At 69.3% G+C, this 14,744-nt stretch carries 10 protein-coding genes; all 10 read left to right on the top strand.

Annotation, left to right across the window (positions count from 1 at the left end):
* Positions 1-19: 19 nt before the first annotated feature.
* The 10 genes from AX730_RS08235 to gltB all read left to right on the top strand — a co-directional run bounded on the left by AX730_RS08235 (position 20) and on the right by gltB (position 14,729).
* Positions 20-1,354, top strand: coding sequence for a TldD/PmbA family protein (locus AX730_RS08235; RefSeq protein WP_062354642.1), 1,335 nt, complete (start codon positions 20-22; stop codon positions 1,352-1,354).
* A gap of 187 nt (positions 1,355-1,541) precedes the next feature.
* Complete coding sequence (locus AX730_RS08230; RefSeq protein ID WP_062354640.1) at positions 1,542-2,213, top strand: DUF4159 domain-containing protein; 672 nt, start codon at positions 1,542-1,544, stop codon at positions 2,211-2,213.
* Positions 2,210-2,509, top strand: a complete 300-nt coding sequence (locus tag AX730_RS08225) for a hypothetical protein (protein WP_157074157.1) — start codon at positions 2,210-2,212, stop codon at positions 2,507-2,509. The genes AX730_RS08230 and AX730_RS08225 overlap by 4 nt, the downstream gene beginning before the upstream one ends.
* 36 nt (positions 2,510-2,545) lie before the next feature.
* The gene (locus tag AX730_RS08220) at positions 2,546-3,538 is read left to right on the top strand and encodes an AAA family ATPase (protein ID WP_062354635.1); all 993 of its coding nucleotides are present in this window, start codon (positions 2,546-2,548) and stop codon (positions 3,536-3,538) included.
* 10 nt (positions 3,539-3,548) lie between these two features.
* Positions 3,549-4,439, top strand: coding sequence for a DUF58 domain-containing protein (locus AX730_RS08215; RefSeq protein WP_062354632.1), 891 nt, complete (start codon positions 3,549-3,551; stop codon positions 4,437-4,439).
* Complete coding sequence (locus tag AX730_RS08210; RefSeq protein ID WP_062354629.1) at positions 4,436-5,599, top strand: BatA domain-containing protein; 1,164 nt, start codon at positions 4,436-4,438, stop codon at positions 5,597-5,599. Before AX730_RS08215 ends, AX730_RS08210 begins: the two co-directional genes overlap by 4 nt.
* Positions 5,596-7,770, top strand: a complete 2,175-nt coding sequence (locus AX730_RS08205) for a hypothetical protein (RefSeq protein ID WP_062354626.1) — start codon at positions 5,596-5,598, stop codon at positions 7,768-7,770. Before AX730_RS08210 ends, AX730_RS08205 begins: the two co-directional genes overlap by 4 nt.
* Entirely contained in the window at positions 7,767-9,593 is a 1,827-nt protein-coding gene (locus AX730_RS08200) for a hypothetical protein (protein WP_062354624.1), read from the top strand. Before AX730_RS08205 ends, AX730_RS08200 begins: the two co-directional genes overlap by 4 nt.
* Positions 9,594-9,651: 58 nt before the next feature.
* A complete protein-coding gene (locus AX730_RS08195) occupies positions 9,652-10,017 on the top strand; it encodes an I78 family peptidase inhibitor (RefSeq protein ID WP_062354621.1) in 366 nt (121 codons plus the stop codon).
* Between the two features lie 239 nt (positions 10,018-10,256).
* Positions 10,257-14,729, top strand: a complete 4,473-nt coding sequence (gene gltB / locus AX730_RS08190) for a glutamate synthase large subunit (RefSeq protein WP_062354618.1) — start codon at positions 10,257-10,259, stop codon at positions 14,727-14,729.
* Positions 14,730-14,744 lie beyond the last annotated feature (15 nt).

Below are 14,744 nucleotides of genomic sequence, written 5' to 3'. Positions count from 1 at the left end.
CGCAAGGAGACCCTAGAACATGAGCATCCTCACCGAAGCGCAGGCGAAAGCCATCCTGGACAAGGTCCTCGCGCTGTCCACCGCCGACGAGTGCACCGCCTCCCTCAGCGGCTCGATCGACGGCAACATCCGGTTCGCGCTGAACAACGTGTCCACCAGCGGCATCGTCAGCAACACCGACCTCGCCGTGCAGGTGGCGTTCGGCAAGCGCACCGGCGTGGCGACGATCAACGAGTTCGACGACGCCTCGCTGGAACGCGTGGTCCGCCGCGCCGAGGACCTCGCCCGCCTGGCACCGGAGAACCCGGAATTCATGCCGGCCGTCGACAAGCAGACGTACAAGCCGTCGCCGACCTTCAGCGACTCCACCGCCGCCATCACGCCGGAGTTCCGCGCGCAGGTCGCCGCCGATTCGATCGGGCCGTGCAAGGCCGAGAAGCTGATCGCCGCCGGCTTCCTGGAAGACGGGCAGAGCTTCGTCGCCTTCGCCAACAGCAAGGGCAACTTCGGCTACCAGAAGGCGACCGCGTTCAATTACACCTGCACGGTGCGCACCGAGGACGGCCGCGGTTCCGGCTGGGTCGGCCGCAACCTGAAGGACGCGAATGCGTTCAAGGCCGACAGCGACATCCGCACCGCCATGCGCAAGGCCAGCGAATCGGCCGAGGCCAAGGCGCTGGAACCGGGCAAGTACACGGTCATCCTGGAACCGGCTGCGGCCGCGGGGCTGATCTCCTTCATGATGAATTTCTTCGACGCGCGCCAGGCCGACGAGGGCCGCAGCTTCCTGTCCAAGAAGGGCGGCGGCAACAAGCTGGGCGAACAGGTCTACGACCCGCGCGTGAACATCAGCGCCGATCCGTGGCACCCGGGTGCCGAAGTGATGCCGTGGGACAACGAAGGCCTGCCGCGCGAGAAGATGGCCATCGTCGAGAACGGCAAGGTGGCCAACCTGGAGTACTCGCGCTTCTGGGCGCAGAAGCAGGGCAAGCGCGCGGTCGGTTCGCCGGGCAACCTGCTGTTCGCCGGCGGTACCAAGTCCACCGCCGAACTGGTGGCGGGTACGCAGAAGGGCATCCTGGTCACGCGCACCTGGTACATCCGCATGGTCGATCCGCAGACCGTGCTGCTGACCGGCCTGACCCGCGACGGCACGTTCTACATCGAGAACGGCCAGATCAAGTACCCGGTGAAGAACTTCCGCTTCAACGAGTCGCCGGTGATCATGCTCAACAACATCGAGGAGCTGGGCAAGCCGGTGCGCGTGGCCGGTGATGAGTCCAGCTTCGTGATGATGATCCCGCCGATGAAGCTGCGCGACTTCACCTTCACCTCGTTGTCGGATGCGGTGTAACGCTTCTCCTTCTCCCCCCGGGAGAAGGTGCCCGAAGGGCGGATGAGGGGCGAGCGCAGTCCATGATGCCTGAACCATCAGGACACCATCGCCCCTCTCCCCAACCCCTCTCCCGTCGGGAGAGGGGCTTTCAGAGACCCCGGCTTTGCTCCACTCCCGGCTAACGCGTGCGCAATTCCTCCACCTGATGCTCGGCGGCGCGGTGGCGGCTGCATTGCCCAGGCAGGCGCGCGCCCAATCCGGCCACTACGACTTCCGGTTCACCCGCCTGAAGTACGACTCCGGCGACTGGGACGTGGACGCGCGCATGCCGTCCAACCTCATCACCTCGCTGATCGACTACACCAGCCTGCGCGTGGATCCGAAGGAGCATGTGCTGGCGCTGTCCGACCCGCGCATGCTGGCCGCGCCGTTCTGCTACCTGGCCGGGCACAAGCTGGTCGACTTCAATCCGGCGGAGAAGCGCAACTTCGAGCGCTACGTCCGCAACGGCGGCTTCGTCTTCGTCGACGACTGCAACCACGACATCGACGGCTTGTTCGCCAAATCGTTCGAGGCGCAGATGGCGGCGATCTTCGGTGCCAAGGCGATGAAGCAGCTGCCGAATACCCACGCCATCTATTCCTCTTTTTTCAAGTTCGACGGCCCGCCCGCCACCAGCTTCGAGCTCAACGGCTGGGGCGACGACCTGGTGCACGAGTACCTGCAGGGCATCGAGATCAACAACCGCCTCGGCGTGCTCTACAGCAACAAGGACTACGGCTGCGAGTGGGACTACGACTGGCGCAACAAGCGCTTCCTCGCCGAAGACAACACCAGGTTCGGCGTCAACCTCGTGATCTACGCGCTGACGACATGAGGAAGGACAATGTCATTCCCCTCGTCTCCCTGGCGTTGCTCGCCTGCGCCATCGCCTACCTGTGGGCGATATCGGGACAACCGCGGATGGCCGACGGCGGCTTGTCGGACGACGAGATGTCGTGGGCCGAGAAGGTATTCGCCCTGATCGTCCCGCTGTCGACCTTCGCCACGATGTTCATCGCCGCGCGCCGCGCGTACTGGAACGGAAGCTGGTTCTGGTTGCTCGCCTGCCTCTTCCTCTGGCCGCTGTCCTACGTCTACACCCTGTTGGTCAACCGCAACAACGTGCACTGAGCACGCCGCGCCCCCTCTGAAACAACGGAATCCACCATGGCATCGATCACCGAATCCGACCTCCAGCAGCAGCTCGCCAGACTGGGCGAACTCCGCGCCGCCATCGGCCAGGCCATCGTCGGCCAGCAGGATGTGGTGGAGCAGTTGCTGATCGGCCTGCTCGCCGGTGGCCACTGCCTGCTCGAAGGCGTGCCCGGCCTGGGCAAGACGCTGCTGGTGCGCTCGCTGGGCGAGGCGCTGCACCTGCAGTTCCGCCGCGTGCAGTTCACGCCCGACCTGATGCCCAGCGACATCCTCGGCACCGAGCTGCTGGAAGAAGACCATGGCACCGGCCATCGCCACTTCCGCTTCCAGCCTGGCCCCATCTTCACCAACCTGCTGCTCGCCGACGAACTGAACCGCACGCCGCCGAAGACCCAGGCCGCGCTGCTCGAAGCGATGCAGGAACGCACCGTCAGCTATGCGGGCACCACGCATGCCCTGCCCTCGCCGTTCTTCGTGCTGGCCACGCAGAATCCGCTGGAACAGGCCGGCACGTACCCGTTGCCGGAAGCGCAGCTGGACCGCTTCCTGCTGCACATCCGCGTGGACTACCCCACCGAACAGGAAGAGCACGACATCCTGGCGCAGACCACCGGCCGCGCCGGCGGCGCGGTGCCGCGGGTGATGGAAGGCGAGGCGGTGCTGGCGCTGCAGCAGCATGTGCGCGACGTGCACGTCAGCGACGACCTGCTGCGCTGGATCACGAAACTGGTCCGCGCCAGCCGTCCCGGCGACGGCGTGCCCGAGGAGATCCGCAAGTACGTGCGCTGGGGCGCGGGTCCGCGCGCCGGCCAGTCGCTGGTGCTGGCGGCGAAGGCGCGTGCGCTGCTGCACGGTCGCCTAGCCGCCACGCGCGAGGACATCGTCGCGCTGGCGAAGCCGGTCATGCGCCACCGCCTGCTGCTGTCGTTCGCGGCGGAGGCCGAGCAGGTCAGCGCCGACGACGTGATCGCCGCGCTGCTGCGCGGCGTGCCGCTCGCCGCCTGATCTACCGCCCGTGGCGCACGACCTGATCCCCGCCGACGTCCGCAGCCGGTTGAAGGACCTGCGGCTGACCGCGCGCCGTGCCATCGGCGCGCAGGGGATCGGCGTGCACCACAGCCGCAGTCGCGGCGCCGGCCTGGAGTTCGCGCAGTACCGCGCCTACGAGCCGGGCGACGAACTGCGCCAGATCGACTGGAAGCTGTACGCGCGCTCGGACCGTTTCTTCGTGCGCGAAGCCGAACGCGAGAGTCCGCTGACGGTGTGGATCGTGCTCGATGCCACCGCGTCGATGACCCAGCGCGATGGCGAACGCGGCACGCGTTTCGATGCCGCACGACGCCTGACCGCCTGCATCGCCGAGTTGGCACTGCGCCAGGGCGATCGTTTCGGCCTGCTGGTGCTGCACGGCGACGGTGTCCGCCTGGTGTCGCCGGGCAACGGCGCGCGCCAGCGCGACCAGTTGCTGCTGGCACTGCATGGACTGAGCGCTGGCGGCGTGTTTCCCGCGACCGACAAGCTGGCGCCGGTGTGGGAGCGCGTCGGTGCCGGTGATCTGGTGATGGCGCTGAGCGACGGCTTCGACGAGGCGATGGTCGCGCTGATCGAACGCCTCGCTGCGGCCCGCCGCGAGGTGCTGGCGATCCAGTTGCTGACGGCGGAGGAGCGCGACTTTCCGTTCACCGGCGGCCACCGCTTCCGCGATCCGGAAACCGGCGAGGAACTGCTGGGCGATGCCACCGCATTGCGCGCCGACTACCTGCAGCGCTTCGCCGAGGCGCAGCGCCTGCTGGATGCGCGACTGGATGCCAGCGGCATCCGCCATGCCCGCTACTACACCGACCAGCCGCTGGACCTGCCGCTGCGGCGGCTGTTCGGCGCGCGCGACGCGGCAGAGTACGCATGAGCCTCGCCCTGCTCCTGCCTGCGGGACTCGCCGCGCTCGCGGCGCTGCTGCTGCCGTTGCTGCTGCACCTGGCTCGCCGCCACGAACAGACGCCGACCGACTTCGCCGCGCTGCGCTGGCTGCGGCAGAAGCCGAAGCCACGCCACCGCATCCGCTTCGACGAATGGCCGCTGCTGCTGCTGCGCCTGCTGCTGCTCGCCTTGCTGGCCTTGTGGCTGGCGAAGCCGGTGCTGTCGGGCATGGACGACACACGTCCGTGGGTCGTCGTCGTGCCGGGCGTGGATGCCAGCGCCGTGCGCTCGCAGGCGACGGACACCGCCACGCGCCTGCACTGGCTGGCGAACGGATTCCCCTCGCTGGACGACGCGGCACCCGCAGGAACACCCGCCATCGGCAGCCTGCTGCGCCAGCTGGATGCCGAACTGCCGGCGGGCACGCCGCTGACCGTGGTCGTGCCGGCAGCACTGCAGGGTGCGGATGCAGAGCGGCCGGTGCTGTCGCGACCGGTGACGTGGACGGTGGTCGAAGGCGCGATGCCAGCGCCATCCGTGCCATCGCGGCCGGCGCTGTCGCTGGACGTGCGCCACGAGCCCGCCAACGAAACAGGATTGCGCTACCTGCGTGCTGCGGCGCGCGCGTGGTCGCCGAATGTGGACGCGACATCCGCTCTGCGGATCGGCACGCGGGACGACGCCTTGCCTGCGATCACCCGGCCGCTGGTCTGGCTGGTGCCAGGCCCGGTTCCCGCGCCGGTCGTGCAGTGGATCGAATCCGGCGGCACGGCACTGCTGGCGGAAGACGCCACGCTGGATGCCTTCGTTGCGGATGCCACGCCGTGGCGCGACGTCGATGGCCGCGCACTGGTGGAATCGTCGGCGCGCGGCAAGGGCCGTGTGCTGCGCTTCACCCGGCCGCTGCGACCCGATGTCATGCCGGCCCTGGTCGAAGCCGACTTCCCGCAGCACCTGTGCGCCCTGTTCGACGCGCCAGCCTCAGCCCCTGCGCGCGTACTCGCCACCGACTACGCGCCGCTGACCGGTGCCGCGACCTATCCCGTCGCGCCACGCGAGCTGCAACCGTGGCTGGCATTGCTGATCGCGCTGCTGGTGCTGGTCGAACGCTGGATGGCGACGCATCGCACGCGGAGCATGGCGCCATGACGTTGTCGGCGACCGATCGCCTGGCGCAGGTGCGCCGACATGCGTTGCTCGGCCAGATGCTGCTGGGCGCGGCGATTCCGGTCGCCGTCGGCGCCATCCTGTGGCGAACGACGTCGCCTGGCGCCGCAGTCGCGGTGGCACTCGTCGGCATCGCGCTGCTCGCCGTCTTCGCGTGGCGGCGGACGCGCGCGCTCGATACGCCATGGCTGGTGCGGCAGCTGGACGCACGACGCACGGATCTCGACGACAGCGCCGACCTGCTGCTCGCACCGCCCGCGTCGCTGTCGCCGTTGCAGCAGCTGCAGCAGGCGCGCGTGCGCGAACGGCTGCGCGTGCAGCCCGCGCCGGACCTGCGCACGCCGTGGCCATGGTCGCGCATCGCGGCGCTGTGGCTCGCGGCCGCGGTCGTGATCGCGGCGACGATGCTGTGGCCTGCACGGACGAACGACAGCGGCACGCTCGCACCGTCGGACGAACCGGCGCCCGCCGCACCCGGCATCCCGCACCTCGTCGCGCAGCGCCTGCATGTGGCGCCACCGGGCTACACCGGAATCGCCGCACATGCGGAACCCACGCTGGATGCCAAGGCGCCGGTCGGCTCGCGGCTGACGTGGACGTTGCGTTTCGAGCCGCAACCGACCGCGGCCGCCCTGGTCTTCCACGACAACCAACGCATCGCGCTAACCCGTGACGGCGACACGTGGAACGTGACGCACGTACTGGCGAAGTCCACGCTGTACCGTGTGGTCGCCGCGGGCACGGAAGGGCAGCCACCGACGAAGCTGCGCCGGCTCGATGCGATCCCCGACCGTGCGCCGGAAGTGAAGGTGCTGGCGCCGGACCGCGGGCTCAGCCTGGTCACCGTGGGACAGACGCAGTGGCCGCTCGCCTTCGAAGCCCGCGACGACTACGGCATCGCACCGACGGCGACGCTGAAACTGACGCTCGCGCAGGGCAGCGGCGAGAACATCGCGTTCAAAGAGCAGGTGATGACGTTGCGCAGCAGCGGCCCGGCGACGGCGCGCCGCTTCAGCGCGTCGCTCGACATGAAGGCGCTCGGCATGGCCGTCGGCGACGACCTGATCGCGCAGCTGACCGTGCAGGACACGCGCTCGCCGTCGCCGCAGCGCGCGCAGAGCCCGGGCCTGATCCTGCGCTGGCCGGCGGACCTCGGCCAGGAGAGCTCCGGGCTGGAAGGCCTGGTGAAGAAGGTGATGCCGGCCTACTTCCGCAGCCAGCGCCAGATCATCATCGACGCCGAAGCGCTGCAGAAGCAGAAGCGCAGCCTGCCGCCGGATACCTTCGTCACGCGCTCCGACGCCATCGGCGTGGACCAGCGCATCCTGCGCCTGCGCTACGGCCAGTTCCTCGGCGAAGAAGCCGAAGGCGAGCCGCAACCGCCGCCGACCAACGATGCGGACGACAAGCACACGGACGATGACGGCCACGACCATGCCGGCGAAGCCGCCAAGGCGGACGACGGCCATGGCCACGACGATGCCACCGGCGCGACCGGCGCCAGCTTCGGTCGCGAGGCCGACGTGCTGGAAGCCTACGGCCACACGCACGACCACGCCGAGGCCGCGACGCTGCTCGACCCGGAGACGCGCGCGACGTTGAAGAAGGCGCTGGACCAGATGTGGCAGTCGGAACTGCACCTGCGCCAGGGTCATCCGGACCAGGCGCTGCCGTTCGCGTACAAGGCGCTGGAGTACATCAAGCAGGTGCAGCAGGCCACGCGCATCTACTTGGCACGCGTTGGCCCCGAGCTGCCGCCGATCGACGAGACGCGCCGGCTCGGCGGCGACCGCAAGGGCATCGTGCCGCGCGCACTCGGCCCGCTCGCGCGCCCGCAGGACGACGATGCACCGGCGCCGGCACGCGCCTGGACCGCGCTGGCGAACGACAGCGTGCCGGCCGACGGCGCCGATCTCGATGCACTGCAGGCCTGGCTGCGCAGCAATGAAGCGCGCGTGCCGGATGCACTGGACCTGTTCGCCGCCATCGATGAGGTGCGCGGCGATCCGGCCTGTGCGCCTTGCCGCCAGCGGCTGCGTTCGCTGCTGTGGTCGGCGTCGGCGCAACCGCCTGCCCAGGTACCACGCCGCGCCGCGACCGACGCAGCGGGTCGTCGTTATCTCGATGCCTTGCGGCAGGAGCCGGCGCGATGAACGTCACCGCCTCGCTGCCACTGCTGTTGGCTGCGCTGCTCGCACTCGCCGTGCTGATGGCCTGGGTTCGCCTGGCGCTGTGGCGACGCAGCGCGCCACGGGATCGGCGTGGATCGGCGGCACGGTTCGCGTTGCTGTGCCTGCTGCAGCCCGCGGCCGCGCTGCTGCTCTATTTCACCCTGTTGCCGCCGCGACAGGCCGCCACCGCCGGCACGCTGGTGGTGATGACGGCGCACGCGGACCGCGTCGCGCTGCCCGCGGCGCTGCAAGGACAACCGCGTGTCGCCCTACCGGAAGCGCCCGCCGGCGTCGATGCCGAACGCGTGCCCGACCTCGGCACGGCGCTGCGCCGGCATCCGGACGCGCGTGCGCTGCATGTCGTCGGTACCGGGCTGGAAGCGCGCGACCGCGATGCCATCGGCGATCGCGGCCTCGCCTTTTCCGCCACGCCGATGCCGACCGGCATCGTGCAGCTGGCGCCGGTCGATGTCGTGGTGCCGGGCGCCACCTTCGCCATCACCGGCCGCGTGCATGGCGTGCCGCGGGCAACCGTGGTGCTTCGCGATCCCGCAGGCCAGCGCATTGGCGCTACGGCGCCGGATGCACTGGGCGGTTTCCGGCTCGATGGACTGGCACGGCTGCCGGGACCGTCATCGTTCCGCATCGAGGTGCTGGATGCCTCGCGCAAGGTAGTGGATGCCGCAAGCGTGCCGGTGTGGACGCAGCCGGCGCCGGCGCCGCGCGTCTGGGCGCTGGCCGGCGCGCCGAATGCGGAATGGAAATACCTGCGCCGCTGGGCGACCGATGCCGGCGTTCCGCTGCACCTGCAGGTCAGCCTGGGCGGCGGACTGCAGCTGGGCGATACGCCACTGCCGATGACGACCGACACGCTGCGCCGCTTCGACCTGGTGCTGCTGGACGCGCGCAGCGCCGCCGCGCTCGGCGACGGGCAGCGCGCGACACTCGCGGCCGCCGTGCGCGATGGCCTTGGCGTGCTGGTGCGCACCGATGGCGCGTTGACGCCGGCCGTGCAGCGGATGCTGGGCCTGTCGCTGGCGGGCAACGACGGTGCCGAATTCCAGCTGTCCCGCCCTGCCCCCGATGACGATGCCTGGCGTGCGCGGCGCGGCGCCGGCAGCGCGGATGCGCCGGTGGATGCGGACGCGGTGCCGGCGGGACTGCCGACACTGACGCGTCTCGCACTGCGCAGCACCTCGCCGGACGCGATCCCGCTGCTGCGCGATGCCGACGGGATTGCGATCGCGTGGTGGCGTGCGGAAGGCCGCGGCCGCATCGGCGCCTGGACGCCGCAGGACACCTATACGCTGGTGCTGTCGGGGCATCCGGACCTGCACGCCGCGCTCTGGTCGCAGGCCGCCGGCACGCTCGCACGCATGGCGACGGCGGCCAGGCGCGTGCCGCCGGAAGACGCGCGCGTGGCGCAGCGGGTAACCCTTTGCGGTCTCGACGACGACGCGACGGTCGCTGCGCCGGACGGCGCGATCACCCGCCTGCAGCGCGATCCGGCGACCGGCACCGCGCGGTGTGCCAGCTTCTGGCCGCGCGAAGCGGGCTGGCACCGGCTCGTTGTTGCCGACACGATCACGCCATTCCCCGTGCGCGCCGCGGACGAGGCACTGCACCTGCACGCGATGGCGGTACGCGAACAGACACAGCGACGGGTCGCGACGGCCGCCGCCGATCCTGCGCGCGCCAGCGTCACCGAAGGTCCACGCGGTCCATCCTGGCCCTGGTTCCTCGGCTGGCTGGTCGCGGCCGGCCTGCTGTGGTGGCTGGAGCGCCGGCGTCCCGTCGCCGGTTAACGAGTCCCGAATGTCCGATACGTAATCTCTGCTTCAGACCCATCTTCCGGAGTTCCACATGATCCGAGCCGCGATTCCCGCCCTGCTGCTGACGCTGTCGCTGGCTGCGTGTTCTTCGCCCGACGCCGACGAACAGACCGCCGCCGCCGAGCAATCGCAGGCGGCCGCCACCGAAGCCGCCGAGCCCGCACCCGCGGAGCCGGCACCCACCGAGCTCGCCGGTACCTGCGACGACACCCAGGCGCAGTGGATCATCGGCAAGGCCGCGGGCGAGAAGGACATCGAGCAGGCCAAGAACGACAGCAAGTCCGGGGCCGTCCGTGCGCTGAAACCCGGCGATGCCGCGACGATGGACTTCAATCCGAACCGCCTGAACGTCATCCTCGACGACAAGGGCGTGGCGACGTCGGTCAACTGCGGCTGACAGCGACACGACAGGTTTCGATGACGAGCCGCCTGTGCCTGCACAGGCGGTTTTTTCATGCGCGAAGAATCGGCGGGGATGCACGGGAAAAAGTTGCCGTTGCAACCAACCACTGGCGCGCAATAGGTTCTGTTGCGGCATCGCAACAACTGTGATTTAGTCGGGTTTCCGGTGACATTTCGAAGTGCCGCTGCGTGGGCAGGGCACGGTGTCGCCGTCACTCCGGTTTGAGGCAACACATGGCCCCTCGCAATCGCCAAGGCGGCTTTGACAACGGTCTGTACGACCCGAACGACGAACGCGACGCCTGCGGCTTCGGCATGATCGCGCAACTCGACGACCAGCCCTCGCGCGCGCTGGTCGATACCGCCATTGCTGCGCTGTCGCGCATGACCCACCGGGGCGGCGTCGCCGCCGACGGGCTCACCGGTGACGGCTGCGGCCTGCTGATCCGCAAACCCGATGTCTTCCTGCGCGCGCTCGCGACCGAAGCGAACATCGCGCTCGGTGCGCGCTTCGCGTCGGGCCTGGTATTCCTGCCGCACGACGAGGCGCAGGCCGCGCAGTGCCGCGCCACGCTGGAAGCCGAACTGTTCCGCACCGGCGTCACCGTGAAGGGCTGGCGCCTCCCGCCGACCAACGACGGCGTGTGCGGGCAACTGGCCAAGGACACGCTGCCGCGCATCGAGCAGGTGTTCGTCGAGGCCGGCGACGAGCAGAAGGACGAACCCTTCGCGCTGGCGCTGTTCCTCGCGCGCCGCCGCAGCGAACAGCAGTTGCGCATCAGCGTGCCCGACTTCTACGTGGTGACGCTGTCGCCGCACTCGATCGGCTACAAGGGCATGGTGCTGCCGGACAAGCTGGCGGCGTTCTACACCGACCTGCAGCGTCCGGAACTGGCCAGCAGCGCGGTGGTGTTCCACCAGCGCTTCTCGACCAACACGCTGCCGCGCTGGCCGCTGGCGCACCCGTTCCGCCTGCTGGCGCACAACGGCGAAATCAACACCATCGAAGGCAACCGCCGCTGGGCGCAGGCGCGCAGCAAGGTGTGGAAGACGCCGCGCTTCGACATCGGCGAGTTCGACCCGGTCATCTCGATGCACGGCTCGGATTCGCAGAGCCTGGACAACATGCTGGAGCTGCTGGTCGCCGGTGGCATGGAACTGATCCAGGCGTTGCGCGTGCTGGTCCCGCCAGCCACGCAGTCGCTGGAATTCAAGGACGCCGACCTGGCCGCGTTCTACGAGTTCTACGGCCTCAATACCGAGCCGTGGGACGGCCCCGCCGGCATCGTCACGATGGATGCGCGCTACGCCGCCTGCACGCTGGACCGCAACGGCCTGCGCCCCGCGCGCTGGATGCTGACCAGCGACCGCCACTTCATCGTCGCCAGCGAAGCCGGCGTGTGGGAAGTGCCGGCCGAACGCGTGACCCGCAAGGGCAAGCTGGGTCCGGGCGAGATGATGGCCATCGACCTGCGTCGCGGCGACCTGCTCGACAGCGACGCGGTGGACCGGATCAACCGCGGTCGCGCACCGTACAAGCAATGGCTGCAGCAGGGCGTCACCTACCTGCAGACCGAACTGATCGACCCGTCGCTGGTCGAGGAGCCGTTCGACGAGAAGACGCTGCGCGGTTACCACAAGCTGTTCCAGCTGACGACCGAGGAAGTGGAGCAGGTGTTGCGTCCGCTCGCGGAAACCGAGCAGGAAGCCACCGGCTCGATGGGTGACGACACGCCGATGGCGGTGCTGAGCCGGCAGACGCGGCCGCTGTACGACTACTTCCGGCAGGCGTTCGCGCAGGTCACCAACCCGCCGATCGATCCGCTGCGCGAAGACTGCGTGATGTCGCTGACCACGCAGCTGGGCCGGGAGACCAACATCTTCCACGCCGGCGCGGAGACGGTGAACCACGTCATCCTCAATTCGCCGGTGCTGAGCCAGCGCAAACTGCGGCAGTTGCTGAAGATGCCGCAGTACGTCGAGAAGAACCGTCTGATCGATCTGTCCTACGCGCCGGAGGAAGGCCTCAAGGCCGGCCTTGAGCGGATCTGTCGCGAAGCCGAGCAGGCCGCGCGCGACGGCGAGGTCATGCTGCTGCTGTCGGACCGGTATCCGCAGCCGGGCCGGCCGATGGCGCATGCGCTGCTGGCCACCGGTGCGGTGCACCACCACCTGTGTCGGGTCGGCCTGCGCTGCGACGCCAACCTGATCGTGGAGACCGGCACGGCGCGCGATCCGCACCACATGGCGTGCCTGATCGGCGTCGGCGCCACCGCGGTGTATCCCTATCTCGCCTACCAGACCCTGTTCGACCTGGGTCGTCGCGGCATCCTGCAGATCAAGAAGGGCGGTGAACAGGCGCAGATCGGCCGCAGCTACCGCAAGGGCGTCTACAAGGGCCTGTCGAAGATCATCTCGAAGATGGGCATCTGCACGATCAGCAGCTACCGCGGCGCGCAGCTGTTCGAGATCGTCGGCCTCGATCCGGACGTCGTCGACCTGTGCTTCGCCGAAACCCCGTCGCGCATCGGCGGTGTCGGCTTCGAGCGTCTCGATCTGGAAGCGCGCCAGCTGGATGCGCGCGCCTGGAACGAGCGCGAGTCGCCCGAGGTCGGCGGCCTGCTGAAGTACGTGCACGGCGGCGAGTACCACATGTACAACCCGGACGTGGTGATGACGCTGCAGCGCGCGACGCGCAGCGGCGATGCCCGCGACTGGCAGGCGTACGCGGATGCGGTGAACTCGCGTCCGCCGTCCGCGCTGCGCGACCTACTGCAACTGAAGAAGGCCGACGTGCCGACGCCGCTGGACCAGGTGGCGGATGCGTCCGACCTGCTGCGGCGTTTCGACAGTGCCGCGATCAGCCTGGGTGCGTTGTCGCCGGAAGCGCACGAGGCGCTGGCCATCGCGATGAACCGCCTCGGCGGCCGCAGCAACTCCGGCGAAGGCGGCGAAGACCCCGCGCGCTACGGCACCGAGAAGCGCAGCAAGATCAAGCAGGTCGCGTCCGGCCGCTTCGGCGTGACCCCGGAATACCTGGTCAATGCGGAAGTGCTGCAGATCAAGGTCGCGCAGGGCGCCAAGCCCGGTGAGGGTGGCCAGCTGCCGGGCCACAAGGTCAACGAACTGATCGCGCGGCTGCGTTACGCCAAGCCGGGCATCGGCCTGATCTCGCCGCCGCCGCACCACGACATCTATTCGATCGAAGACCTCGCGCAGCTGATCTACGACCTCAAGCAGGTCAATCCGACCGCGCTGGTGTCGGTGAAGCTGGTCAGCCATGCCGGTGTCGGCACGATCGCCGCGGGCGTGGTGAAGGCGGGCGCCGACCTGATCACCATCTCCGGCCACGACGGCGGTACCGGTGCCAGTCCGGTCAGCTCGATCCGTTACGCAGGCGTGCCGTGGGAGCTCGGCATCGCCGAGGCGCACCACGCGCTGGTGGTCAACCAGTTGCGCGACCGCACCGTGCTGCAGACCGACGGCGGCCTGAAGACCGGCCTGGACGTGGTGAAGGCGGCGCTGCTGGGCGCGGACAGTTTCGGCTTCGGCACCGGGCCGATGATCGTGCTGGGCTGCAAGTACCTGCGCATCTGCCACCTCAACAACTGCGCCACCGGCGTGGCCACGCAGGACGAGCGCCTGCGCACGCAGTACTTCACCGGCATGCCCGAGCGCGTGGAGAATTTCTTCCGCCTGCTCAGCGAGGAAGTGCGGCAGTGGCTGTCGTACCTCGGTGCGACGTCGCTGGACGAGATCGTCGGCCGTACCGACCTGCTGCAGCAGATCGATGCCTCGCCGCGCGAAGGCGTGCGCGTCGACCTGTCGCGCCTGCTGAAGGGCGCACAGTTCGACAGCAGCAGCTGCGCGGCGCAGCGCCTGTACGAATCGCCCGACAGCCTGGCCACGCAGCTCGACGGCCTGCTGGCGGAACCGATCCGCAAGAAGAGCGGTGGCGACCATCGCTTCCTGATCCACAACACCGACCGCAGCATCGGCACGCGCCTGTCCGGCGCCATCGCCCGCGCGCACGGCAACCACGGCATGGCGGACGCGCCGTTCAACCTGCGCTTCCGCGGCACGGCGGGACAGAGCTTCGGCGCGTTCAACGCCGGCGGCCTGCAGATGGAACTGGAAGGCGAAGCCAACGACTACGTCGGCAAGGGCATGGCCGGCGGCCGGCTGGTGGTGCGTCCGCCGCGCGGCGCGCGCTTCGAGGCACGCAACACGCCGATCATCGGCAACACCTGCCTGTACGGTGCGACGGGCGGCGAACTGTTCGCCGCCGGCCGCGCGGGCGAACGCTTCGGCGTGCGCAACTCCGGCGCGCTGGCGGTGATCGAAGGCGCGGGCGACCACTGCTGCGAGTACATGACCGACGGCATCGTGCTGGTGCTGGGCAAGGTGGGCCTGAACTTCGGCGCCGGCTTCACCGGCGGCCTGGCCTACGTGCTCGACCTGGACCGCGATTTCGTCGACCGCTACAACCACGAGTTGATCGACATCCACCGCATCAGCCCGGAAGGCTTCGAGAGCCACCGCCAGCACCTGCACACGCTGGTCAGCCGCCACCGTGAACTGACTGGCAGCATCTGGGCGCAGCAGATCCTCGACGAGTTCCGCGACTACGTGGGCAAGTTCTGGCTGGTGAAGCCGAAGGCGGCGAGCATCGACTCGTTGAACGAGACCCTGAGGCGCGCGGCATGAGTGCGCTCTCCGTGC

Source organism: Pseudoxanthomonas mexicana, assembly GCF_001556105.1.
Taxonomy (GTDB): domain Bacteria; phylum Pseudomonadota; class Gammaproteobacteria; order Xanthomonadales; family Xanthomonadaceae; genus Pseudoxanthomonas_A; species Pseudoxanthomonas_A mexicana_A.
Note: the sequence above shows the minus strand (reverse complement) of the source record. Positions and strands in the feature narration are given on the sequence as shown.